Here is a 22,457-nt window from a genome sequence, read left to right on the forward strand (position 1 = left end):
TAATGAAAAGCACAGCATGCAGCTGTACTTTTCAGATGTATTAGTATGCTTCTGTTACAACGTTTTCATCAACCTGCAATTGGGGTTCTGTCGAATTGATAATATCCTCAATTGTGAAGCCTTTAGCTACTTCAACAAGCTTCAAACCGGACTCGGTGACATCGATGACTGCCCGCTCAGTTATAATGCGGTCAACGACATTTTTACCTGTTAAAGGCAGGCTGCATTCTTTAAGAATTTTTGAATCGCCATTTTTATTAGTGTGATCCATAATGACAATGATTTTATTGGCGCCATGAACCAGATCCATTGCACCGCCCATTCCCTTGATCATTTTTCCGGGAATCATCCAGTTGGCAAGATCTCCTTTTTCAGAGACTTCCATACCGCCGAGAATGGCAATATTCACATGGCCGCCCCTGATCATTGCAAAAGATTCAGCGCTATCAAAATAAGATGATCCCGGGATGGCTGTAACTGTTTCTTTTCCTGCGTTAATCAGATCCGGATCAACTTCACTTTCTGCAGGATACGGGCCGATGCCCAGTAATCCATTTTCAGATTGCAGGACCACTTCCTTATTATCAGAAATATAATTGGCAACCAATGTTGGCATACCGATTCCCAAATTCACGTAAAAGCCATTTTCAATTTCCTTTTCAGCCCGTCTGGCAATTTTTTCGCGTACTGCCGCTTTATCGTTACTCATGACACCATCTCCTTCCGCCACTGGTATTTATTTCTTCACCGTCAGTCTTTCAATGCGCTTCTCCTGTTTCCCTTCAATCAGTGATTGAACATAGATGCTCGGGGTATGAATATAATTCGGATCCAGTTCACCAATCTCATAAAGCGTCTCCACTTCTGCAATTGTCACTTTGCCGGCTGCTGCAATCATCGGATTGAAGTTTCGGGCCGTTTTGTGATAAACAAGATTGCCCATCTTATCGCCCTTCCATGCCCTCACGAGACTGAAGTCTGCTTTCAGAGCATCTTCAAGGAGATATTCCTTGCCGTCAAACATCTTCGTCTCTTTCCCCTCTGCAATTGGGGTCCCTACTCCAGCTGGTGTGTAAAAAGCAGGAATGCCTGCGCCGCCCGCACGTATTTTCTCTGCCAGTGTTCCTTGAGGAAGCAGCTCTACTTCAATTTCCCCTGAGAGAACCTGTCTTTCAAACTCTTTGTTTTCCCCAACATACGAACCAACCATTTTCTTAATCTGTTTATTTTTTAAAAGCAGTCCAAGTCCCCAATCGTCAACACCGCAGTTATTCGAAATGACTGTCAGATCCTTAACCCCTTTTTCAACTAAAGCCAGAATAAGGTTTTCCGGAATTCCGCACAGACCGAAACCGCCAACCATAAGGACAGCACCATCGTGAATTTCCTGAACCGCTTCACTGAAGGAAGTACAAATTTTCTTCACTTCAATCTCTCCTTTCATTAAAAAATACTTATTTTTACTGACTATTATCAAAAACGGCTATGCAAGCTCCACTACTGTAGCTACCCCTTGGCCTCCGCCAATGCAAAGAGTTGCAAGGCCTTTCTTTGCCTGTCTTTTTTGCATCTCATGAATAAGAGTTACGAGGATTCGTGCTCCGCTTGCACCGATCGGATGTCCGAGTGCAATGGCCCCGCCATTAACATTAAGGATCTCCTTGTTAAAACGAAGCTCCCTGTCAACTGCAAGCGACTGGGCTGCAAATGCCTCGTTTGCTTCAATCAGCTCCAATTCTTCCATGGAAACAGATGCCTTTTCAAGCGCTTTTTTCACAGCGGCAACAGGACCAATGCCCATGATGCTTGGATCCACACCTGCACTTGCATTTCCTTTAATCGTCACTAATGGTTTAAGCCCCAGTTCATCTGCTTTCTTTCTGCTCATAACCAGCAATACAGCTGCCCCATCATTAATCCCGGACGCATTTCCGGCTGTTACGCTGCCATCTTTCTTAAACGCCGGACGCAGGCCTGCGAGCTTATCAGCAGTTGTCCCTTTTTTCGGATACTCGTCTGTATCAAAAACTATCGGATCCCCTTTTCGCTGAGGAATTTCAACCGGAACGATTTCATCTTTGAATTTTCCTTCTTCAATTGCCTTTGCCGCCTTTTCCTGGCTGTCTGCGGCAAATTTGTCCTGTTCTTCCCTGCTCAGCTCATATTTCGAGCAAAGATTTTCAGCCGTAACTCCCATATGGTAATCATTAAAAGCACACCAGAGACCGTCTGAAATCATCGAATCTATAAGTTTTTGGTCTCCCATTTTAAAGCCATTTCTTGCATTTTTCAGTATGTAAGGCGCCTGGCTCATATTTTCCATGCCGCCTGCGATCACTGCTTCGGCATCGCCGGCCAAAATGGCCTGTGCTGCTAAATGGACCGCCTTCAGCCCTGAACCGCAAACTTTATTAATCGCCATTGCGGAAACGCTTTCAGGAAGGCCCGCTTTAAGAGCTGCCTGCCTTGCTGTGTTTTGGCCCAGGCCTGCCTGCAGGACATTTCCCAGGATTACTTCATCTATTTGATCCGGTGTTACACCTGCTTTTTCAAGAGCGCCTTTTATCGCAATCGCCCCAAGCTCTGGTGCTGATACATCTTTAAGACTTCCATTGAAACTGCCGATTGCTGTCCGGACAGCGCTGACTATTACGACTTCTGTTTGTGCCATCTCTCTCATCCTTTCAAAACATCTCTTTAGCTTATATTCGTTCTGGGATATCAAAATTCCTTTTATTTTGTCAAAATTTCTATTATTCTTGCAATCGAAAATACTTTCCTAATACAATAAATTTAAGGTTATTGGGAAAACGCTTACTAAAATTTAAATTATGAAACGGGAGAGGAAAACATGACGCTTGCATTTCCGGATAAAGTAACAATTATTGAAGTGGGCCCGCGGGATGGACTGCAAAACGAAAAGTCGTTTGTACCGACCGAAGTTAAGAAAGACTTTATTAAAAGTTTAAAAAATGCAGGATTAACAGAATTGGAGCTTACTTCTTTTGTGTCTCCTAAATGGGTTCCGCAGATGGGGGATGCAGCTGAAATTACGGCAGATTGTCTTGATGCAAATTCAAGGGATATCGTGCTTGCCCCGAACCGCAAAGGCATTGACAGAGTATATATGACTGATTGCCGGGCTGTTGCCGTTTTCGTTGGTGTAAGCAATACATTTAACAAGAAAAACATCAATAAAACCACTCAGGAAAGCATGGATGAACTAAAACCGATTATCGGAGAACTGAAGGAAAAAGGTTATTTTGTCCGTGCCTGCATCTCTACGGCATTTTATTGTCCGTATGAAGGAGCCATCAATCCTGAAGATACAGTTGGGTTATGCCGCCAATTTACAGAGGCAGGGGCTGATGAATTAAGCGTGGCAGATACGATCGGGATGGCTGCTCCCCATGAATCATACGGGCTCTTTTCCCGTTTAAAAGAAGAGTTTCCAAATACTCTGCTGACTGCACATTTCCATGACACAAGAAAAATGGCCCTTACTAATATTTTTGCAGCCTTACAGGCAGGTGTCGACCGATTTGATACTTCCGCCGGAGGACTTGGCGGATGCCCATTTGCCCCGGGCGCTGCAGGCAATGCGGCAACTGAAGATGTTGTTTATATGCTTGAGCGTATGGGAATTGAAACCAATGTTAACCTTGATCAATTAATGAAAGCGGTAAAAATTGTTCAGCCTCATCTTTCCAGGCCGATTGAAAGCACCTATTTCAGGCTGAATGCTCAAACTGTTCAATAGCATAACAGTTTTAGATGAATAATGCCCCCTTTTTTATCGCACCTTATTAGATGAAAGCAGCTGAAGAATTCAGGGTCAGCTGATAGCCATTAAAAGGGGGTTAATCCTATGAGCCAAAAACGCGATAAAGGATCCAGCCAGAAGGGGAAGCCGAATTCCGATACAGTCAGCCAGACGATTGCTGCCGAGGAATTAGAAAAAGCGATTCATCCGACTAAAAGACAAAACGCACAGCAATAAGCCGCCGCAAAGCGGCTTTTTTTGTGCCGGGAGTCCTTCATGAAATTTCACCATGTCCCGGCTCACATCTCTGTTTTAATTTTATCCAGAATGGTAAAATAAAGAAAAAAGATGGAGGGATGGGTTTGAGAAGGTTTTTGCGTTATTTATTTTCCATCGTTCTCTTTCTTTCATCACTCGGCGTCTATTTTACAAATAGGCTTATGTTTATGAAAAAGAAGGAAGATGACTTTATTTTAGAAAGGGAGAAGGAGTCCGGCAGACTTGATCTGATCAAGTATGAAAGCCTCCCGAAAAGAGAGGTGCTTATTCCTTCCCCATTTGGCTATAACTTAAAAGCCGTGGCTGCTGAACCCCATAAAAACAGCCGATATATCATTATTTCTCACGGGGTTACGGAAAATAAAATGAACTCGATTAAATATATGAATCTCTTTCTGGAACGGGGATTTAACGCTGTAATCTATGATCATCGCCGCCACGGAGAATCCGGGGGAAAGACGACAAGTTACGGGCATTATGAAAAGTTTGATCTAAAAGCAATTGTTGATTGGCTTAAAGCGGAAAAAGGGCCTGATATCCAGATCGGCATTCATGGTGAAAGCATGGGAGCTGCCACCATGCTTCTTTATGCGGGAATGCTTGAAGACGGTGCCGACTTTTACATTGCCGATTGCCCTTTTTCTGATTTTAAGGAGCAGCTGGCTTACCGTTTAAAAACCGAAATGAAGCTGCCCGCGAAACTCTTTTTGCCTGTTGCTGATCTATTCCTGCGGATGCGGGAGAAATATTCCATTGCGGACGTTTCGCCTATTTCTGTTATAGAAAATATAAAGAAGCCCATCCTGTTTATTCACAGCGAAAAGGATGATTTTATTTTGCCGACCATGTCTGAAGCTTTGTATGAAAAGAAAAAAGGCCCTAAAAAACTTTACCTTGCTGCCAATGGGATCCATGCCCAATCCTTCAACGAAAACAGAGAGGATTATGAAAAAGTCATTGACGAGTTTTTGGAGCAGTATATCAGCAGCAAAGAAGCTTTATCATAATAAAAAACAGCTGGCTTCAAGTCAGCTGTTTTTTATATCTGTGTTCTTTAAGTTATCAGTTTTTTTCCTTTATGATTTCCTTGCCGTCTGCCGACAGCCCTCTGGCAGTATGAAAATCTCCCATTTTAAAAAAATATCGTTTGTTTTCTTTATTAATTATAGCCGCTTCTTCAAATTTTTCTTCCTTGCCGGCCACTTCTACTTTTTTAATATCCCCGCTCTGAATTTCACCAAAAATTATCGGTAATCTGTTTTCCAGATTACCTTCCTTATCGTAATCATAGAAAGTATCTGAATAAACGGTCACATGTTCATTCTCATAATGCTCCCAGTGGTTATGGCCTTCATTTTTCCAGCCTTTTTTGTCATTGCCCTTTAAATAGGCAGCTGCCATGGCCTCTACCTCATTTTGCCCATCATTCTGCTGCGTTAAATAAAGAATAATGACTCCATCTTTAACTTTTTCTTTATGTAAGATTTCTTTTACATTGAATGGTATTCCATCATCAATTGCCTGGCCCATCGTTGCTGTGCTGCACCCTGACAATATCATGGAAGCTGCCACCAGCAAATATAACAGATAGTTCTGCCTCATTCGTATCTCCCCCATCAGCAATCTCTTCACCAATAAAGACAAACATCTTTCTTAATCTATTTAGCCTGTAACCCTTTACTAGTATATTAAAACCTTATTTTCCAGAATTTTGGAAGGGTATTTTTACCTATGTATAAAAAAGACCGCCTTCCTTCAAGCGGTCGTCTGCAGAGATCATTTATTTTGTTTTATCAATAAAGCTCATTCTCGGATTTAGATACTGATTCGGGCTTTTTAACTGAAAGCAGTTTGCCTTCTCAGAAAAGTCTATCGTTAAATTTTCATCCAAAAATACTTCCTTTGATTTTTCCACATATATGCTGCCGGTGTTTGTTTTGATTTCCCGGTCATCTTCATCAAGCTCATCAACAAGCCAGAGTGCAGCCACTCCGCTTACAACACATCCGCAGCCATCTATATCATACTTAAGCTTTATAAATCCATCTTTGCCGGCAATCCGTCCCGATAATTTTTCTGCCGCTGTTTCAGTTAATGTTATCTCCATGTTGTAAAACTACCTCCCCTTTGCATATGCTGATTTTAACACAGATAGGTATAACATGCTTCTGAAAGAGACAGCTGCTTATTACTTTTGCCTCCATTTATGAAAGGATGATTCGTTATGTCAAAGGTACAAATTAAAGTGATGGATAATGGCCCGCTGCGTGTAACAGGCCCGGTGGAGTTAATTGATATGGATGGAAATACGTTTGAAACAAAACAAACGTTCTCCCTTTGCCGCTGCGGGAGATCCGCGAAACTCCCATTTTGCGATGGCACTCATAAGGGAACCTTTGAATCCTGTGTCCGCGCGAAGAAAACGCTCAATGACAAGCAATAAGAATGGAAAACGGGGACAGTCATCCCCGTTTTCTTTCTTTTTTTATTCTCGCTGGTTTTGCTCCTTCATCCTGCACAATCCCCTGAATCCGTTCCCGGTCTCTGTCCGTTCTGTCTTCTCCGGCCCCCGGTGCGATATTGGCCATTGGCAGCTGTTCCAGTTCTTTTCCTCTTGGCATCTTCATACACCTCCCTGCTGTTAAGGTGCTTCCCCTGCCTTAAAACTACCCCTCTTAAATTCATCCAGTACAGTCCAGACAGCCCTATTCTTCCGTAAACCGGGCATCTGCTACAGCGCTAATGGAAATACGGTGAATCTCCCCAAACCGATCAACAATATGAAGTTTTTGGCCAAGGTCATCCCAATAATGGATGCTCCCGATGACCAGTTCATAATTTCTGCCTCTGTAATGTGTAAGTGTAACGCTTTTTTGGAATTCCATTGCTTCCGAAAGAATTTCATTCATATATTCAAGCTTCTGCTCATCCAATTCCCGCTTTTGCTCGTATGTGTCTTCCTTTGCCCAGTCTCTTAAGAGCTTTACATGTTCCGGCAGCATCATGGAAGTCCATTTAATTCTGCCCCGATCGCGAATCATATGCTGACCCCTCCTTTTACATTTTATGGCCGCCGACCAATGTCGCACGGTGTTTGGCGGTTCCTGCGCCTGTATAAGAGACGGCTCTCAGCAGAGCTCCTCCTCCGAACTTGGAGCGGATCCGGTCGACAGTATAGCCGAGCTCCCTTTTTTTCCAGCCATCCAAGTCGAACAGACTCAGCTGCATTTCGCAGTCATCCGTAATGTTGCCGAGGGAAATGGAAATCTGCCGCACTGTTTTCCCCTCATAATTCTCGTCAAAAAGCTCGAGGCAGACCCGATAAAGGTCCATCGTAATATTGGTTGGCTGGTCAACTGTCCTGGAGCGGTAAAAGCCCCCTCCGAATTCATCCTGGCTGTAGCCAAGGCCGAAGCTGATGGTTCTGCCGGCTTTGCGGTGGCTGCGGGCCCTTCTTGCCACTTCTTCACACATCTCAAGGACCACATGCTTAATTTCCTTTTCCTCTTTGTAATCCCTCAGTAAAATCTGGCTTTTTCCGAAACTGATCTGCCCTGCCATGATCGGCGCGCCTATTTCCGACAAATCAATACCCCATGCATGGTGATAGAGCTGATTGCCCATGATCCCAAACTTCTTCTCCAGCTTAGCCAGATCATAGCGGGCAAGCTGGCCGACTGTAAAAATTCCCATTCCATTCAATGTCTTTTCAACACGGCGGCCGATGCCCCACATTTCCCGTAAAGGGGAGACATTCCACAGCTTTGTTTTTACATCTCCATACGTCCATTGTGAAACTCCCCTTTTTTTTGCCTCAAGGTCCAGGCAGAGCTTTGACATCAGCAAATTAGGGCCTATTCCTATAGCGCAGGGGAGCTGAAATTCCCGTTCAATATCATCTTTTATTTTCCAGGCAATCGTCTGGGCATCACCCCAGAGGTGCACTGCGCCGTCTACTTTTATAAAGCTTTCATCGACACTGTACGTATGGATGGCTTCCTTGGGGACATAACGGTTAAACACCCTGGTGATTTCAGTGGAGATTCTTAAATAAGTCGCCATTTTCGGCTCTTCAATTCTAATGCGCGGATCATTTGGGACCTCAAAAAGACGGGACCCTGTCTTTATTCCAAACTCTTTTTTCATTCGCGGAGAGGCCGCCAGAACAACGCTCCCCTTCCGTTCCACATTCCCTGCAATTACAAGATAGCAGTCAAGAGGATCCAAACCGAGCATGACAGCAGAACAGCTTGCATAAAAGCTCTTCATATCAACACACAAAATTTGATTGTTCGGCATTGAGCTGTAATCAACCATGACTTCGACATCCTCCTTCAAAAAAAAGCGTAAGGCGCTGCCAGCTTCCATGCTGCATAGCCCCCCTGAACCCAATAGAAAAAATTATATATTACAAGAACATCCGTTCTGTATATGTATACCCATTATATTAAGCGAATATGCGTTCGGTTTCAATGGAAATTTTACGCGGTTTTTCTTAAAAGTGGTTCTTTCTCCCCAGGCTAGACGCCTTTCAGACAAAAACTAAAGAAGCTGCAGGCATTTGGCTGCAGCTTCTTATTTTTGATTGAATGCGCGTTTTCCAATTTTTTCGAACAGTCCCGGAAAAAGGGCATAGATGATGCTTCCCGCATTCATCCACCTCGGAAGGTTGATTTCCCTGACAGGCCGGAGCATGGCATTGACTACTTTGCGGGCCACGTATTCGGGCTTAAGCATAAATTTGCTGACGTTTTTCACGTATGTGCCCTTCTCATCTGCAATAGTAAAAAAGTTTGTTTCAATTGGTCCAGGGTTAACTGCAGTCACAAACACATTGCTGTCAGCAAGCTCCATCCGAAGGCTGTTTGTATAGCCAAGAACCGCATGCTTGGTTGCGGAATAGACACTGGATTTCGGTGTGGCCATTTTGCCGGCCTGTGAAGCGATATTAATAATATGGCCGCTCCTCTGTTTCCTCATCACTGGCAGCACCATGCTCGTGCAGGCCATTAATCCAACAACGTTTACATCAAACATTCCCTTTATTTCTTCAACTTTTGCTTCATGCGCCTCCCGGAAAACACCGAAACCGGCGTTATTCACAAGAACGTCTATGTAATCAAACCGGGCAATGATCTCTGAAAAAACAGCCGAAACTTCGTCAGTGTCCGAAACATCAAGCTTATGCACATGAACATCGACTGAAAAATGCTTCCGCAAGTCTGCCTGCAGCTCCTGCAATTTGTCAAGGCTGCGGGCAAGAAGGACAAGATTTGCTCCTCTCTCGGCACAAAGGACGGCCATTTGCGCCCCGATCCCGCCTGATGCACCTGTGATAATCACATTTTTATTTTTTAATCTGTCTGACAATCAAACCACCTCTTTTGATGCGGAATACAAGAATGCTTCCTCCTCTTTATTTATATAAATCTCCCCTATTGAATGCAAATAGTCAAGCTGTGCGACCGTTTCGGAAATGGTCAGGGAAAGCTCCTTCTCATAAACTTTCGGAAAAAGGCGGCGGCACACCTCAAAAACAGTGTGCGATTCGGACTCGAGCCATTCCTTTACTTTCATCGCCCGCTCATGCTGGCGGCCAAGCCTTTCGTTTATTAACTCATTCACATTTGTAATATCCTCTCCATGTCCGGAGTAAAAAAGGGATATCGGCAGCTGCCGCAGCTTTTTCAGAGACTCGTTATACTGAAGCTGCGGCTTCGGCCTTTCCGCATTGCCGGGAAGCGGCGGCTCCAGGATAGGATTAGGTGAAATGTGTGCAAGCAAATGGTCTCCTCCAAGGAATACACCATCTTTCTCCCTGAACAAACCTATATGGCTCTGTGCATGCCCGGGGGTCTCCATTACCGTCCAATCGTTAAGCCCTTCAGGCTGGCTTCCTTCCTTCAGCCCGCCTGTCAGGGTACGATTGCAGGAATAGCGCAAAGTCTTTTTCATTTTGTTTATAAAGGAAGTATACCTTTCAGGGATTCCAAATTCGTTAAACAGTTTTATGTAAAATTCATCATGAAATTTTAGAAATTCGTCAGTACGGAACAGCCACCTTTGGTTAACCGGGTGCCCGAAAACATCAAGATTGTCCGGGAAAAAGTCAAGCAGCCCGGCATGATCGGGATGATGATGTGTGAGAACAACCTGTTCAAAATCACCGGGAGTTAAATTCAGCTCTTTAAGCTGGAATTTTAAAGCTTCCCATGCTTCATCCGTTTTAGGGCCGGCATCGACAAGAGTCAGCTTTTCCCCTTTTACTGCATATACATTAACGTCGCCGACAGGAAATGGTGTCGGGATAACAAGCTTTGCAATTCCATCCTTCCATTTTGCCATTTTACAGTCCCCCCAAAATCACTATATTTAAATAAAATAAAGCTGTTTTTCTATATACTTCCGCAGACTTGCTTCCTTTAAGTAAACTGCTCTGTTATCCCCTTAAATATCAGCATTTGCCATGTGCACATATTAACGGAATTCAATAACATAATATAGAAATTTACATATATAAAAATAAGTGTACCGTTCTTTTTAGTAATTGTCATTATTTTCACATAACTTTTATGCAATATTAATAATCTTTAGAAAAATACTGCTTGACAAATAAGTGTGTCTTCTTGCATAATCACAATTAAAATTTGATTTTCACAATCAAAGCTGTACTTCTTTACAGCTGAAACATGGCGATGAATAAGATTAGTAAATGGGAAACGGCGAAAGAGAGTGAAGCTCGAGCGGCTGAAAGGCTTCACCGTCCACTTGACCATTGAACCTGCCTTATGAGCTGTTAGGAAAACCTAAACGCACCCCGGCGTTATCGGGATCGAGATGCCTTTTCAAAAATACATCGGCTGCGGCAGGCATGCTGCACGAAGAAAGAAAAGGCAATGAAGGTGGTACCGCGGAAGCAAAGTCTTTTCGTCCTTTACTGGATGGAAAGGCTTTTTTATTTTTAACAGCCGGCAAATGGAGCAACAATAAGGAGGTATAACAGCAAATGAAAAAATTAGCTATTGTAGGAGCAGGATCAATGGCAGAAGCGTTAATATCAGGAATCGTCGAAAGCCGGCTCATTACCGGCAGCAATATTTGGGTAACAAACCGGTGCAGCAGGGAAAAGCTGCAATCCTTGCAAAAAGCCTATGGCGTTCAGGCCACTTATAATCTTAGTGAACTGTTAAGCGGGGCGGACGCTGTTATTTTAGCGATGAAGCCAAAAGATGCTCAGGAGGCCATCAATCTCATAAAACCTTATTTACAGGAAGACATGCTGATCATTTCCGTTCTCGCCGGCGTTTCGATCGAAAGCATTGAACTTTTGGCAGAAAAAAAGCTGCCAGTCGTGAGAGCCATGCCGAATACATCAGCAGCAGTCGGAAAATCAGCAAGTGCCTTATCGGCTAATAAAAGAGTGACCAAAGAACAGCTTGAAGCAGTAAGAGGGATTTTTGATACAGTGGGAAAATCAGCATTTGTTGAGGAAAAACAGCTGGATGCTGTAACAGGGCTGTCAGGCAGCGGACCGGCGTATATTTACTATCTTGCGGAAGCTATGGAAAAAAGCGCGGAAGAAATCGGGCTCGAAAAGGGTATGGCGAAAGAATTCATCATCCAGACACTCATCGGGGCAGCCGAAATGCTGGCCAGATCAGCCAAGGATCCTCAGCAGCTTAGGAAGGAAGTAACAAGTCCCGGCGGCACCACCGAAGCAGGTGTAAAAGTGCTTGAAGCGAACGGAGTGCAGGAAGTTTTCATTGAATGCATCAAGGAAGCGACAGCCCAATCCAGGCGGCTTGGCCAAAGCTTCAGCAGCACAGTGAAAATTTAGCTGACAGCATCCCCCCTAAAAACGTCGTCTTATTGAAAAAAGGATGAGAAACCTGCAAATGCTCATTATTCTATTAAGCGCAAGCCTCCTTGTATGGATTGCAGTACTAATTGATGCCTCTATGGGACTAAAAAGCCTGGACCGCCTTGAAGATAGCAATACGATGACTGAAGGCCCCCTTCTTTCTGTTATAACAGCGGCAAGGGCTGGCGAATAATCCACGTTCTAAGAGCAGAATTGGCATTGGGGCATTTAACATGGTGTCCAGACGTTCCTATGAAGCAATCGGAACACATAGGGCAATAAAAATGCGGCCTGATGATGATTTAATGCTTGGAATGAAAATCAAACAAAATGGATTCAGGCAGAAATTTGCAACGGCGATGGACCTGATTGAAGTTGAATGGTATGAAAGCTTAATAGAAGCCTTCAAAGGATTGGAGAAAAATACTTTTGCAGGCCTGCATTACCGTATTGGCATGGTGCTATTTGCAATTGCCGGCACATTCAGTTCACAGGTGCTTCCCTTTTTCTCCATTTTTTCAACTGACAAAATTATTTTCAGTTTAAGCTTTGCAAATATTATTTTATTAGCAGGTGTTTATACAATCATCACAAAAAGAATGTCCAAATTTTCTCCGCTTCTGTTTACTGTATTTCCTATTACAGCTCTCCTGTTTATTTATTCCATAATCCGCGCCAGCATTCTAACCTTTGTACGGGGCGGCATAGTCTGGAGAGGTACATTATATAAGTTAAGCGAACTGAGGAATAGACGCTGAAAGCACACACCTTCCTGATTGCATGTTCTTTTTCATTTATCGAACTGCCTGATATACTTAATATTTAGGATTACGAAATAAGGAGGCAGAAATTATGGAAACAAAGCTTTTTTCACCCTTTACGATTAAAGGAGTCACCTTTAAAAACAGAATTGTTATGGCACCGATGTGCATGTACTCAAGCCATAATGAAGACGGAATGGTTGAAAACTGGCACCGGACTCATTATACGAGCCGGGCTGTCGGGCAGGTGGGATTAATCATCCTGGAGGCAACTGCCGTGACCCCGCAGGGCCGGATTTCTCCTCAGGACCTGGGAATATGGAGTGATGATCACATCGCAGGCCTGAAGGAATTAACCGGGCTAATGAAAGAACACGGTGCTTCACCTGGAATACAGCTTGCGCATGCCGGCAGAAAAGCAACTGTTGAAGGAGAAATTCTCGCCCCATCCGCTGTTGCTTTTAATGAAAAAATGAAAACACCAAAAGAAATGACAAAAGAAGAAGTATCAGAAACTGTCCAGGCATTCAAAAAAGGCGCTGAAAGAGCGAAAAAAGCCGGTTTTGAAGTAATTGAAATTCATGCAGCACACGGCTATCTGATCAATGAGTTTCTTTCACCACTAAGCAATAAACGGAATGATGAGTATGGGGGATCAGCCGAAAACCGGTACCGCTTCCTCCGTGAAGTCATTGAAGCCGTTAAAGCCGTTTGGGATGGACCTTTATTTGTCAGAGTATCAGCCCATGATTATCATGATGAAGGGTTGACCGCAGAGGATTATGCAGAAATGGGCAAATGGATGAAGGAGCAGGGAATGGATCTTATTGACGTAAGTTCCGGAGCAGTAGTGCCGGCTAGAATAAATAGCTACCCGGGCTACCAGGTCAAATTCTCTGAAACCATTAAGGCAGGTGCCAATATTCAGACTGGTGCAGTCGGGTTAATTACATCCGGCCTGCAGGCAGAAGAAATCCTGCAAAACGGACGGGCAGATTTAATCTTTATTGCGAGGGAATTGTTGAGAGACCCCTATTGGCCGCGGACAGCAGCAAAAGAACTTGGCGCATCAATCGAACCTCCTAAGCAATATGAACGGGGATGGGTTTAACATAACGAAGAGGGATGGCACCTGTGAGCTGCCATCCCTCTTTTTATTATATAATCTGCAGCGAATCAAGGAATACAATGATAATAACCAGAGGAACCACATAGCGCAGTAGGAAATACCACGCGGAAAAGATTCCACTCAGCGACTTTGAACCTTGAATCAATTCATTTCTCAGCAAGTCTTTCTTCATTTTGTATGACACAAATATGGAGATCAGCAAAGCTCCAACTGGCATCAAAATGTTGCTGACAAGAAAATCAGCAGCATCAAAGATGATTTTGCCGAAAATTGAAATGTCTGATAAGCTGCTGAAGGATAATGCAGATGGGACCCCGACGATAAAGATTGCCAGACCTGTCAGCCAGGCTGCACGGCTTCTGCCACTGCCCCTTTTATTTGTCAGAGCAGCTACCACAATTTCGAGCATTGAAAAAGCGGATGTTAAGGTTGCAAATAAAAACAGTGCAAGGAAGAAGAGCAGGAACACCCGCCCAAACAGAATCTGATCAAAAACAGATGGCAGGACAATGAACAATAAGCCAGGACCTGCAGCAGGCTCAAAGCCCAATGAGAACACAGCAGGGAAAATAGCCAGTCCAGCCAGAACTGAAATAAATAAGTTCATTCCGACAACAGAAAAAGCAGGCTGCATCAGATTTTCATTTTTAGATAGATAAGAGCTGTACGTTACCATAACCGATACCCCGACACTTAGAGAGAAGAACGATTGGCCCATCGCATAAAGAACGGTTTCGGACGTTAAATTTGAAAAATCAGGCTTTAAAAAGAATGAGACGCCTTCCACCGCATTATCCAGTGTCAGGGATCTTGCAATCAAAATAATAAATAAAAGAAACAAAGCCGGCATCATAATTTTGCTGACCTGCTCGATCCCCTTCTGGATGCCTTTGGCAACCACTAAAACAGTTATTAATAAAAAGACTCCTTGTGCAGCTACAACAGATACAGAGTCTGACACGGCTGTGCCAAATAGCTCCTCATAATTGCCTGGACCATTCATGGACCCGGTAACCCCGTATACAATATACTTCAGAATCCACCCGCCTATTACACTATAGAAGGATAAAAGCAGAAAACACGTGAATACGCCAAGGTAGCCTATCCAGTGCCATTTAGTTCCCGGAGCAATATCCTTGTATGCAGAGATTGCCTCCTTCCCCGTACTGCGGCCAATCACAAACTCAGCCAGCAAAAGCGGAAAACCAATTAAAAGGGAAAATAACAGAAATAATAATATAAATGCCCCGCCTCCGCTTGTTCCTGTCACATACGGAAGCTTCCAGATAGCTCCAAGTCCGATTGCTGAACCGGCCGATGCTAAAATAAATCCAATCTTCGATGACCACTGCTCATTTTGCTGCATGCCTGTACCTCCAAATTTTTTTAAAAACAAAAAAGCCACATACTTCAAAAGGGACGCGAATCAGATTCACGCGGTACCACCCTTTTTGAAAGCATGTGACTTTCCACTCAAAAATATAACGGATTTACCGTCTTTTCTGCTAAATGCAGGAAAGATAAGCTCCAAGATGAAATTCATTTTATCTTTGTGCCAGTTCCCACCATCCACTGGCTCTCTATAAACAGGGAGATAAAACTTAATAGAGTCTCTTCATAGCTTTTTACTATAATGTTTTAAAGTATAAGTGTGATTATAGTATGCATGCAGAGAACCGTCAATGCCAAATTTGAAAAATTCAATTTTTCCAAGCATTACTTTTCATTCCAAATCCGCTTCCATACTGTATCATCACCATTTACTTTAATTTCGAAAACATCCGGGTTGCTCATCTTCATCAGATGCTCAAAGCCTGCATTTTCATCAAAATAGCGCAGCAGCAGCGTCGATAAATTGCCATGGCTGACCAGAACGATGTGATTCTCATTGGACGCGATTAATTCATCCAGCAGGGATGAGGCTCGTTTCATTCCTGATGAATGAGATTCTCCCCCTTCAAAAACGAGATCAAAATCTGAAAAGCTTTGCTTAAGCTTGTCCTGCCAATCATCAAAAAGAATAGAGCTCAGCACCCTTTCACCCAAACGGCTTTCCTCAATAATATCCAAATTTCTCGACTGTGCAAGCGGCCGGATTGTTTCAATGGCCCGTACAAAAGGGCTTGAGTATATGCGATCGATTTCCTTACCTTTAAAGAAATCAATTAATTTTAATGCCTGTTCCCTTCCCCTTTCTGTCAATTTTGCGGAGAAAGGCTGGCCCTCCGCCTTAGCATGGCGCACGATATAGAAAGTCTTCAATTAATTCGCCTCTCCTTTATCAAGCGGGATATGAATTTCTTTAAAGTCCTCAGCAATAACCGTATTGGGGAAAATGGTCTGTGATTCTTTAACAAGCTGTTCCCAATCCTGGCGTTCATATCGTGAACTGATATGATTCAGGCAAAGTTTCCTTGCATTCGCCTCGAGCGCAACTTGAGCAGCCTGCAGGGTTGTCGAATGAAAATAATCGTATGCAAGCTTCTCTTCCCCCCCTGAGAAGGTTGCCTCATGTATTAAAAGATCAGCATCTGCTGCTAAATCTATTGCCGCATCGCAGATTCTGGTATCTCCCAGCACCGTGACAATTCTTCCCTTTTGAGCCGGCCCAAGGAAATTTTTTGCTTCGATCATACTTCCATCCTCAAGCTCAATGTTTTCGCCATTCTTTATTTTCTTATATATCGGACCCGGTTTGATTCCCGCTTCAGCAAGTTTGTCCGCAAGCAATGTGCCCGGACGGTCCTTTTCTGTAATCCGGTAGCCGTATGAGGATATTCCGTGCTCGAGCATGCGTGCTTCCACCTGAAAATCTTCTTCATCAAGCACAATACCCTCAGTGATTTCGGCTACCTTTAAAGGATACTTAAGGTATGTGCCGCTGACAGATAACGAGACTTCAATAAATTCTTTCAAACCTTTCGGCCCATAAAGGGTCACCTCTGTATCACCTCCCTGGAAAGAGCGGCTGGAAAGCAGGCCGGGCAAACCATATATATGGTCACCATGAAGATGTGTAATAAAGATCTTCTCAATTCTTCTCGGTTTAATGCTTGTATGTAAAATTTGATGCTGGGTCGCTTCGCCACAGTCAAAAAGCCATATGCTCCCTCTTTCATCCAGGAGCTTTAAAGCCATCGAAGATACATTCCTCAGCTTAGCCGGAATACCTGCTCCAGTTCCCAGAAAAAAAATGTCCATATGTAAAATACCTCCCTCCAGCAATTTATGGTTAAGCCTGTCTGGTCTTGTACGAATATAAACAATATACCATAGTAGACTTGGAATTCATTCAATTAACAATGTTTTTTGTTATATTTGAAAGGATAGTTCCTGGCTGTTAGATAGAAACTATGGTAAAAAGGGCAAACTTAATATTTGCGAAAATAGCTGTAAACAGATACAATTTTATACTTGTACAGACGTTTTTTTGCAATGCAATATAACAGCTTCCTCTCAAGCTGAGGACGGACAAAAGTCAGTCCCGCCTTACATACAGAAATTTTGTCGAAAAGAGGTTCTAGAATCGTGAAAATAAACGAAAAACCTGCCGGATTAATAATGATATTTGGAGCAACAGGGGATTTGGCAAAGAGAAAACTGTTTCCCTCACTTTACCGCTTATACAAAAAGGGCAGGCTGTCTGATCGCTTTGCCGTAGTAGGGGTTGCCAGAAGGCCGCTATCAAATGATGAATTTCAGGCAAGTGTCAAAGCCTCTGTTGAGTCCGCTATAAAAGATAACGGAGAACTTGAAGATTTTATTTCTCACTTTTACTATCATTCGCATGATGTGACGGATTCCAGTTCCTATTTGGCACTAAAGAGCATGGCCGAAGAATTGGATACTCATTATTCCCTTGGAGGGAACCGCATTTTTTACCTTGCCATGGCACCTGAGTTTTTCGGAACCATTGCAGAGCATTTAAAAGCCGATGGCCTGACAGATGTAGATGGGTTTAAGCGTCTCGTCATAGAAAAACCATTTGGGCATGATCTTGAATCAGCGAAGCAGCTTAATAAGCAAATCCGAAAAGCCTTTTCAGAAAATGAAATTTACCGGATTGACCACTACCTGGGGAAAGAGATGGTGCAAAACATTGAGGTTATCCGTTTTGCCAATGCCATTTTCGAACCTTTATGGAACAATCGCTACATCTCAAATATCCAGGTTACATCAAGCGAAGTACTGGGTGTAGAAGAACGCGGCCGTTATTATGAAAAAAGCGGCGCCCTTCGTGACATGGTTCAAAACCATATGCTGCAAATGGTTGCCTTATTGGCAATGGAACCGCCAATCCGCCTGACAACAGATGAGATCAGATCTGAAAAAGTAAAAGTTTTAAGAGCCATGCGTCCAATTGAAGGAGATCAGGTAAGAGATTACTTTGTCCGCGGCCAGTACGGAAAAGGCCATTTAAATGGACAGGAAGTGCCAGCATACAATCAAGAGCCGATGGTGGATGAACAATCAAACACCGAAACCTATGTAGCAGGCAAGCTGATGATTGACAATTTCCGCTGGGCAGGTGTGCCTATCTACATTCGTACAGGTAAAAGAATGGCTGCTAAATCAACGAAAATTGTTATCCAGTTCAAGGACATTCCGATGAACTTATATTATCAGACTGAGCAAACGCTAAATCCGAACCTGCTGGTGATCCATATTCAGCCTGAAGAAGGCATTACCCTTTATTTGAATGCCCAAAAATCAGGCCAAAACATGGAAGCCACACCGGTAAAATTAAACTTTGCCAACAAAGGCATCGATGACATGAATACACCTGAAGCATATGAAAGGCTTTTATATGATTGCATGCGCGGTGACGCAACAAACTTTACACACTGGGATGAAGTGGCCCTTTCCTGGAGCTTTGTCGACAAAATTTCCGACGTTTGGGAAAACACAAGAGAAGAAGGATTCCCTAACTACGAATCGGGTTCAATGGGTCCAAAAGAAGCAGACCGCCTGCTTGAAAAAGACGGTTTCTTCTGGTGGCCTGTAACCGACCTTGATGTTGAACAGTGCTAATAATTCTGAAAAGCCCCTGCTGCTGCAGGGGTTTTTATTTTATTGAAAGACAAAAAAACAGCGCCGCTCGGACGCTGTTTTTATTTTATTATTCCATCCAGTTTGTATGAAAAATGCCTTCTTTGTCTGTACGCTGATAGGTATGTGCGCCAAAGTAGTCACGCTGTGCCTGAAGAAGATTTGCAGGCAATGTTTCTGTGCGGTAGCTGTCATAATAGGACAGTGCAGCAGCAAAGCATGGTACAGGAATGCCGTTCTTTACAGCCATGCTGATAATTTCACGGGCAGCATCCTGGTAGCTTTCCACGATTTCCTTGAAATACGGATCAAGAAGGAGATTCTTCAAGCCTGGCTCACGGTCATATGCTTCCTTGATTTTTTGAAGGAATTGGGCACGGATAATGCAGCCGCCGCGGAAAATCATCGCAATATCACCGTATTTCAGATCCCATCCATATTCTTCGGAAGCTGCCCTCATTTGAGCAAATCCTTGTGCATATGAGCAGATTTTGCTCATGTAAAGAGCTTTGCGGACACTCTCGATAAATGCTTTTTTATCGCCTGTGAAGTCCTGTCCAGCGGGCCCGCGAAGAACTTTGCTTGCATTCACACGTTCTTCTTTCATGGCAGAAATGAATCGGGCAAAAACGGATTCAGTAATGATTGGAAGCGGTACACCGAGGTCAAGCGCACTTTGGCTTGTCCATTTGCCGGTTCCCTTTTGGCCTGCTGTGTCAAGGATGACATCTACCAGCGGCTTTCCGGTTTCCTCGTCTTTTTTCGTGAAAATATCAGCCGTAATTTCAATCAGATAGCTGTCAAGCTCGCCTTTATTCCATTCTGCGAATACTTCATGAAGCTCTTCAGCAGTCAAACCAAGCACGTTTTTCAAAAGAAAATAAGATTCGGAAATCAGCTGCATATCGCCGTATTCAATACCGTTATGAACCATTTTCACATAATGTCCTGCCCCATCTGGACCAATGTATGTGGTGCATGCTTCGCCATTCACCTTTGCAGCAATATCTTGAAAAATCGGGGCAACCAGCTCATAGGCTTCTTTTTGGCCGCCAGGCATAATGGAAGGACCCTTCAGAGCGCCCTCTTCACCGCCGGAAACACCAGTACCGATAAAATGGATGCCCAGCTCGCTTAATTCCTTATTGCGGCGCTGCGTATCCACAAAGAAGGTATTTCCTCCATCAATCAGAATATCCCCTTTATCCAGCAGAGGCTTTAACTGCTCAATTGTCGTATCTGTCGGACCGCCTGCTTTCACCATAAGCATGATTTTGCGGGGTTTTTCCAGAGAATCCACAAACTCCTCAATTGTGTATGTACCTTTAAAGTTTCTTCCTTCCACTTCCTTAAGCATCTCATCCGTTTTTTCGCGTGACCTGTTAAAAACAGATACAGAGTACCCTCTGCTCTCAATATTCATGGCAAGATTTTTCCCCATGACCGCTAAACCGATAACACCAAACTTTGATTTCGTCATCTACTATTACATCCCTTCCACCCTATATGCGTCAAAACAAAATTCAATAAAATAATCCACTCTACTTTAGCAAGATTCCTATTCTGATTCAACTTTCCTGTCTTAGTTTTGCTTATAGCCGCCTGAAAAACTCATGAATGATCATCTTTTTCTTTTTTATCGCTTCTTGCTGGACTGCCATGCAAAAAGTCTTTATTAAAGCTGGTGTCAGTGCCGATTTTGGGGCTGGTCAATTTCATGTCCGAAAGTGCACCCGCATTGTCGATTATTTTAGTGCCGTACTTCTTGCGCAAAAGATCCATTGTCTGAAATAGCGGCTCCTTTTTGGCATCTTTTTCAAAACTGAACAAATCCAGCTGTTTAACCGCCTGTTCGGGTTCGACAAGGTCTGTTCCTGTAATGCCCAGAAGCCGTACTGCATTTCCATTCCAATGTTTTATAAAAAGCTCTTTTGCTATTTGGTAAATTTCATCATTATGCTGAATTGGATTCTTCAGTTTTCTGCTTCTTGTAATGGTTTTTCGGTCCTTATACCGGATAGTAATTCCGAGAGAAACTGCCATAACCTTTTTCCTCTTCAATCTGGAAGAAACCTGTGCAGCCAGCTTTTCAAATACCTGGAGCAGCTCTCTTTGATTTGAGACATCTCTTGGCAGTGTGGTCGAATTCCCCACACTTTTAAATTCAGATGCAGAGTCGGGATCGACTTTTCTAAAATCCTGGCCATTGGCCTTTTGTTTTAGCCTCGGTCCATTAATGCCCAATGATGCTTTTAGGATAATTTCATCGGCTTTTGCCAATTCCCCAATTGTGGTGATATTGAGGTTTCTCAGTTTTTCTCCGGTTTTTTTGCCGACTCCGTGCATTTCTTCCACTTCCATCGGCCATAGGATATGCGGTACATCTCTTTTTCTGAGTACTGTAATCCCCATTGGCTTTTTCATGTCGGAAGCCATCTTGGCTAAAAATTTATTAGGGGCAACACCTATGCTGCAGGGCAAATCGAGCTGCTGAAAAACCTGCTTTTGTATCGTCTCGGCAATTTCTATCGGGCTCCCAAACTCATAGCTGTCTGTTATGTCCACATATCCTTCATCAATGGATACAGGTTCAACAAGGGAGGAATATTCGCGCAATATATCAAACATTCCCATAGAAGCTGCACGATATCTCTCAAAATTAGGCTTCATGATAATCAGCTGTGGACAGAGTTTTTTAGCCTCCCATAGAGGCATGGTGGTTTTCACCCCGAATTCCCTTGCCTCATAGCTGCAAGTTACAATAATACCGCGTCTCTCCTCCGGATTCCCTGCAATCGCTAAAGGCTTACCCTTTAATGATGGATCATAAGCCATCTCCACCGAAGCATAAAAACTATTCATATCAACATGAAGGATAACTCTCCCGTTTTTTGGATACATTTGTTTCATGCCGGCACTTCCCTGTAAATATAATTCAGTTCTATTTTAGCAAATATTATTCTTTTCTATAAATCAGGTGCTTTTTGAAAAAGCGAAAACAGGGAATCTCTCTCTGATCCCCTGTTCTATAATTCGTCCGCTATGCAGTTGTATGCTGTGTTTTCATATACTCTTTTATTTCCCTTATTCCCTCCAGGGATTCCACCAGCTTTAAAGGATCGATTATAGCAATCAGCCTATTATCGATATTAGCCACACCTGTGAAATAATTGGTTTTTTGATAGGCAATCAAACCTGGCTGTTTCAGGCAATCTTCTGGAATATCGAGAATTTCCTTGGCTTCATTTACAAGAACGGCGAATGATAGCTCGTCTGTCTGCAGCACGATCATTCTTGCCGAGTCACTATCAGCAAGTTTCCGGCTGTAGAGAATTTCTTCAAAATCCACAACAGGAATAAGCTCTCCCCTGACTTTAACAATCCCTCTTACATAGCCGGGCAAATGAGGAATCGGTGTAATGCCTTCCATTTTCTCAATGGATATAACAAAAGGAACCGGTGTAGCATATTCCTCATTTCCTGCCCTGAAAACGACAGCTTTATTATTTTCAATCATCCTATTTCCTCCTCGGAAACTCTTATGTATAGTACTAATATACCATAACCATTATTTTCTAACTAGTGAGGAAATAATAGATTGCTGCAGCAAAAAAA

Annotated in this window: 25 protein-coding genes and 1 other annotated feature; of the genes, 9 read left to right on the forward strand and 16 right to left on the reverse strand. The window is 43.3% G+C overall.

Annotated features, from left to right (window positions below; all coding sequences use genetic code 11):
- Positions 1 to 40: 40 nt before the first annotated feature.
- The 3 genes from BFI01S_RS16205 to BFI01S_RS16215 are packed head-to-tail and all read right to left on the reverse strand — an operon-like array spanning position 41 to position 2,671.
- On the reverse strand, positions 41 to 709 hold the full coding sequence (locus BFI01S_RS16205) for a CoA transferase subunit B (RefSeq protein WP_061793533.1): 669 nt from the start codon (positions 707 to 709) through the stop codon (positions 41 to 43).
- Positions 710 to 736: 27 nt separating this feature from the next.
- On the reverse strand, positions 737 to 1,426 hold the full coding sequence (locus BFI01S_RS16210; RefSeq protein WP_048008094.1) for a CoA transferase subunit A: 690 nt from the start codon (positions 1,424 to 1,426) through the stop codon (positions 737 to 739).
- Positions 1,427 to 1,483: 57 nt separating this feature from the next.
- Positions 1,484 to 2,671, reverse strand: a complete 1,188-nt coding sequence (locus BFI01S_RS16215; protein ID WP_061793534.1) for an acetyl-CoA C-acetyltransferase — start codon at positions 2,669 to 2,671, stop codon at positions 1,484 to 1,486.
- 180 nt (positions 2,672 to 2,851) lie between these two features.
- On the opposite strand from BFI01S_RS16215, the gene BFI01S_RS16220 reads away from it, so the two are divergent.
- The 3 genes from BFI01S_RS16220 (at position 2,852) to BFI01S_RS16225 (ending at position 5,049) form a co-directional block, all read left to right on the forward strand.
- Complete coding sequence (locus BFI01S_RS16220) at positions 2,852 to 3,760, forward strand: hydroxymethylglutaryl-CoA lyase (RefSeq protein WP_061793535.1); 909 nt, start codon at positions 2,852 to 2,854, stop codon at positions 3,758 to 3,760.
- 108 nt (positions 3,761 to 3,868) lie between these two features.
- Complete coding sequence (locus BFI01S_RS24405) at positions 3,869 to 4,000, forward strand: hypothetical protein (protein ID WP_268745115.1); 132 nt, start codon at positions 3,869 to 3,871, stop codon at positions 3,998 to 4,000.
- A 125-nt stretch (positions 4,001 to 4,125) separates the two neighbouring features.
- The gene (locus tag BFI01S_RS16225) at positions 4,126 to 5,049 is read left to right on the forward strand and encodes an alpha/beta hydrolase (RefSeq protein WP_061793536.1); all 924 of its coding nucleotides are present in this window, start codon (positions 4,126 to 4,128) and stop codon (positions 5,047 to 5,049) included.
- 55 nt (positions 5,050 to 5,104) lie between these two features.
- Here BFI01S_RS16225 and BFI01S_RS16230 read toward each other — a convergent pair whose 3' ends face one another.
- On the reverse strand, positions 5,105 to 5,644 hold the full coding sequence (locus tag BFI01S_RS16230; protein ID WP_061793537.1) for a hypothetical protein: 540 nt from the start codon (positions 5,642 to 5,644) through the stop codon (positions 5,105 to 5,107).
- A 178-nt stretch (positions 5,645 to 5,822) separates the two neighbouring features.
- A complete protein-coding gene (locus tag BFI01S_RS16235) occupies positions 5,823 to 6,149 on the reverse strand; it encodes an iron-sulfur cluster biosynthesis family protein (RefSeq protein ID WP_061793538.1) in 327 nt (108 codons plus the stop codon).
- A gap of 117 nt (positions 6,150 to 6,266) precedes the next feature.
- Between BFI01S_RS16235 and BFI01S_RS16240 the strand changes: the two genes are divergently transcribed.
- Positions 6,267 to 6,485 carry a CDGSH iron-sulfur domain-containing protein gene (locus BFI01S_RS16240; RefSeq protein WP_061793539.1) on the forward strand — a complete coding sequence of 73 codons (219 nt, stop codon included), beginning with the start codon at positions 6,267 to 6,269 and terminating at the stop codon, positions 6,483 to 6,485.
- A gap of 19 nt (positions 6,486 to 6,504) precedes the next feature.
- On the opposite strand, the gene BFI01S_RS23095 is transcribed toward BFI01S_RS16240, so the two are convergent.
- The 5 genes from BFI01S_RS23095 to BFI01S_RS16260 form a co-directional block, all read right to left on the reverse strand.
- Positions 6,505 to 6,669, reverse strand: coding sequence for a hypothetical protein (locus tag BFI01S_RS23095; RefSeq protein ID WP_156478346.1), 165 nt, complete (start codon positions 6,667 to 6,669; stop codon positions 6,505 to 6,507).
- Positions 6,670 to 6,747: 78 nt separating this feature from the next.
- Complete coding sequence (locus BFI01S_RS16245) at positions 6,748 to 7,083, reverse strand: YolD-like family protein (RefSeq protein ID WP_061793540.1); 336 nt, start codon at positions 7,081 to 7,083, stop codon at positions 6,748 to 6,750.
- Between the two features lie 16 nt (positions 7,084 to 7,099).
- Entirely contained in the window at positions 7,100 to 8,359 is a 1,260-nt protein-coding gene (locus tag BFI01S_RS16250; RefSeq protein ID WP_061793552.1) for a Y-family DNA polymerase, read from the reverse strand.
- Between the two features lie 258 nt (positions 8,360 to 8,617).
- Complete coding sequence (locus BFI01S_RS16255) at positions 8,618 to 9,412, reverse strand: SDR family NAD(P)-dependent oxidoreductase (protein WP_061793541.1); 795 nt, start codon at positions 9,410 to 9,412, stop codon at positions 8,618 to 8,620.
- Positions 9,413 to 10,387: an MBL fold metallo-hydrolase gene (locus BFI01S_RS16260; protein ID WP_061793542.1), complete on the reverse strand. Its 975-nt coding sequence runs from the start codon at positions 10,385 to 10,387 to the stop codon at positions 9,413 to 9,415.
- A 661-nt stretch (positions 10,388 to 11,048) separates the two neighbouring features.
- Between BFI01S_RS16260 and proC the strand changes: the two genes are divergently transcribed.
- From proC to namA, 4 genes are all read left to right on the forward strand, one after another.
- Positions 11,049 to 11,879 (forward strand): pyrroline-5-carboxylate reductase, encoded by an 831-nt coding sequence (gene proC, locus BFI01S_RS16270; protein ID WP_061793544.1) that lies wholly within the window; start codon positions 11,049 to 11,051, stop codon positions 11,877 to 11,879.
- Between the two features lie 58 nt (positions 11,880 to 11,937).
- On the forward strand, positions 11,938 to 12,096 hold the full coding sequence (locus BFI01S_RS24065; protein WP_235831207.1) for a hypothetical protein: 159 nt from the start codon (positions 11,938 to 11,940) through the stop codon (positions 12,094 to 12,096).
- A gap of 40 nt (positions 12,097 to 12,136) precedes the next feature.
- Positions 12,137 to 12,661, forward strand: coding sequence for a glycosyltransferase family 2 protein (locus BFI01S_RS16275; protein WP_235831208.1), 525 nt, complete (start codon positions 12,137 to 12,139; stop codon positions 12,659 to 12,661).
- Positions 12,662 to 12,755: 94 nt separating this feature from the next.
- The gene (gene namA / locus BFI01S_RS16280; RefSeq protein ID WP_061793545.1) at positions 12,756 to 13,775 is read left to right on the forward strand and encodes an NADPH dehydrogenase NamA; all 1,020 of its coding nucleotides are present in this window, start codon (positions 12,756 to 12,758) and stop codon (positions 13,773 to 13,775) included.
- A gap of 46 nt (positions 13,776 to 13,821) precedes the next feature.
- Here the strand turns inward: namA and BFI01S_RS16285 are convergent, their stop codons facing one another.
- The 3 genes from BFI01S_RS16285 to rnz all read right to left on the reverse strand — a co-directional run bounded on the left by BFI01S_RS16285 (position 13,822) and on the right by rnz (position 16,994).
- On the reverse strand, positions 13,822 to 15,159 hold the full coding sequence (locus BFI01S_RS16285) for a sodium-dependent transporter (protein WP_061793546.1): 1,338 nt from the start codon (positions 15,157 to 15,159) through the stop codon (positions 13,822 to 13,824).
- A gap of 46 nt (positions 15,160 to 15,205) precedes the next feature.
- Positions 15,206 to 15,421, reverse strand: a binding site (T-box leader).
- An 88-nt stretch (positions 15,422 to 15,509) separates the two neighbouring features.
- Entirely contained in the window at positions 15,510 to 16,055 is a 546-nt protein-coding gene (locus BFI01S_RS16290) for a histidine phosphatase family protein (protein ID WP_061793547.1), read from the reverse strand.
- Positions 16,056 to 16,994 (reverse strand): ribonuclease Z, encoded by a 939-nt coding sequence (gene rnz, locus BFI01S_RS16295; RefSeq protein ID WP_061793548.1) that lies wholly within the window; start codon positions 16,992 to 16,994, stop codon positions 16,056 to 16,058.
- A gap of 360 nt (positions 16,995 to 17,354) precedes the next feature.
- On the opposite strand from rnz, the gene zwf reads away from it, so the two are divergent.
- On the forward strand, positions 17,355 to 18,824 hold the full coding sequence (gene zwf / locus BFI01S_RS16300) for a glucose-6-phosphate dehydrogenase (protein WP_061793553.1): 1,470 nt from the start codon (positions 17,355 to 17,357) through the stop codon (positions 18,822 to 18,824).
- A gap of 88 nt (positions 18,825 to 18,912) precedes the next feature.
- Here zwf and gnd read toward each other — a convergent pair whose 3' ends face one another.
- The 3 genes from gnd to BFI01S_RS16315 form a co-directional block, all read right to left on the reverse strand.
- On the reverse strand, positions 18,913 to 20,322 hold the full coding sequence (gene gnd / locus BFI01S_RS16305; RefSeq protein ID WP_061793549.1) for an NADP-dependent phosphogluconate dehydrogenase: 1,410 nt from the start codon (positions 20,320 to 20,322) through the stop codon (positions 18,913 to 18,915).
- A gap of 131 nt (positions 20,323 to 20,453) precedes the next feature.
- Positions 20,454 to 21,752, reverse strand: a complete 1,299-nt coding sequence (locus BFI01S_RS16310; protein WP_061793550.1) for a DNA polymerase IV — start codon at positions 21,750 to 21,752, stop codon at positions 20,454 to 20,456.
- 130 nt (positions 21,753 to 21,882) lie between these two features.
- Positions 21,883 to 22,359 carry a chemotaxis protein CheW gene (locus BFI01S_RS16315; RefSeq protein WP_061793551.1) on the reverse strand — a complete coding sequence of 159 codons (477 nt, stop codon included), beginning with the start codon at positions 22,357 to 22,359 and terminating at the stop codon, positions 21,883 to 21,885.
- Between the last annotated feature and the right edge of the window lie 98 nt (positions 22,360 to 22,457).

The sequence above is a fragment of the Cytobacillus firmus NBRC 15306 genome (assembly GCF_001591465.1).
In the GTDB taxonomy this organism is placed as follows: domain Bacteria; phylum Bacillota; class Bacilli; order Bacillales; family Cytobacillaceae; genus Cytobacillus; species Cytobacillus firmus.

Excerpts from the sequence above, each read along its gene's own strand:
- BFI01S_RS24065 (WP_235831207.1), top strand. The coding sequence starts at position 11,938 with ATGCTCATTATTCTATTAAGCGCAAGCCTCCTTGTATGGATTGCAGTA.
- BFI01S_RS16235 (WP_061793538.1), bottom strand. The coding sequence starts at position 6,149 with ATGGAGATAACATTAACTGAAACAGCGGCAGAAAAATTATCGGGACGG.
- gnd (WP_061793549.1), bottom strand. The coding sequence starts at position 20,322 with ATGACGAAATCAAAGTTTGGTGTTATCGGTTTAGCGGTCATGGGGAAA.
- namA (WP_061793545.1), top strand. The coding sequence starts at position 12,756 with ATGGAAACAAAGCTTTTTTCACCCTTTACGATTAAAGGAGTCACCTTT.
- BFI01S_RS16205 (WP_061793533.1), bottom strand. The coding sequence starts at position 709 with ATGAGTAACGATAAAGCGGCAGTACGCGAAAAAATTGCCAGACGGGCT.
- BFI01S_RS16240 (WP_061793539.1), top strand. The coding sequence starts at position 6,267 with ATGTCAAAGGTACAAATTAAAGTGATGGATAATGGCCCGCTGCGTGTA.
- rnz (WP_061793548.1), bottom strand. The coding sequence starts at position 16,994 with ATGGACATTTTTTTTCTGGGAACTGGAGCAGGTATTCCGGCTAAGCTG.
- BFI01S_RS16315 (WP_061793551.1), bottom strand. The coding sequence starts at position 22,359 with ATGATTGAAAATAATAAAGCTGTCGTTTTCAGGGCAGGAAATGAGGAA.
- BFI01S_RS23095 (WP_156478346.1), bottom strand. The coding sequence starts at position 6,669 with ATGAAGATGCCAAGAGGAAAAGAACTGGAACAGCTGCCAATGGCCAAT.
- BFI01S_RS16220 (WP_061793535.1), top strand. The coding sequence starts at position 2,852 with ATGACGCTTGCATTTCCGGATAAAGTAACAATTATTGAAGTGGGCCCG.
- BFI01S_RS16260 (WP_061793542.1), bottom strand. The coding sequence starts at position 10,387 with ATGGCAAAATGGAAGGATGGAATTGCAAAGCTTGTTATCCCGACACCA.
- BFI01S_RS16275 (WP_235831208.1), top strand. The coding sequence starts at position 12,137 with ATGGTGTCCAGACGTTCCTATGAAGCAATCGGAACACATAGGGCAATA.
- BFI01S_RS16250 (WP_061793552.1), bottom strand. The coding sequence starts at position 8,359 with ATGGTTGATTACAGCTCAATGCCGAACAATCAAATTTTGTGTGTTGAT.
- BFI01S_RS16285 (WP_061793546.1), bottom strand. The coding sequence starts at position 15,159 with ATGCAGCAAAATGAGCAGTGGTCATCGAAGATTGGATTTATTTTAGCA.
- BFI01S_RS16310 (WP_061793550.1), bottom strand. The coding sequence starts at position 21,752 with ATGAAACAAATGTATCCAAAAAACGGGAGAGTTATCCTTCATGTTGAT.
- BFI01S_RS16230 (WP_061793537.1), bottom strand. The coding sequence starts at position 5,644 with ATGAGGCAGAACTATCTGTTATATTTGCTGGTGGCAGCTTCCATGATA.
- zwf (WP_061793553.1), top strand. The coding sequence starts at position 17,355 with ATGATATTTGGAGCAACAGGGGATTTGGCAAAGAGAAAACTGTTTCCC.
- proC (WP_061793544.1), top strand. The coding sequence starts at position 11,049 with ATGAAAAAATTAGCTATTGTAGGAGCAGGATCAATGGCAGAAGCGTTA.
- BFI01S_RS16245 (WP_061793540.1), bottom strand. The coding sequence starts at position 7,083 with ATGATTCGCGATCGGGGCAGAATTAAATGGACTTCCATGATGCTGCCG.
- BFI01S_RS24405 (WP_268745115.1), top strand. The coding sequence starts at position 3,869 with ATGAGCCAAAAACGCGATAAAGGATCCAGCCAGAAGGGGAAGCCGAAT.
- BFI01S_RS16215 (WP_061793534.1), bottom strand. The coding sequence starts at position 2,671 with ATGGCACAAACAGAAGTCGTAATAGTCAGCGCTGTCCGGACAGCAATC.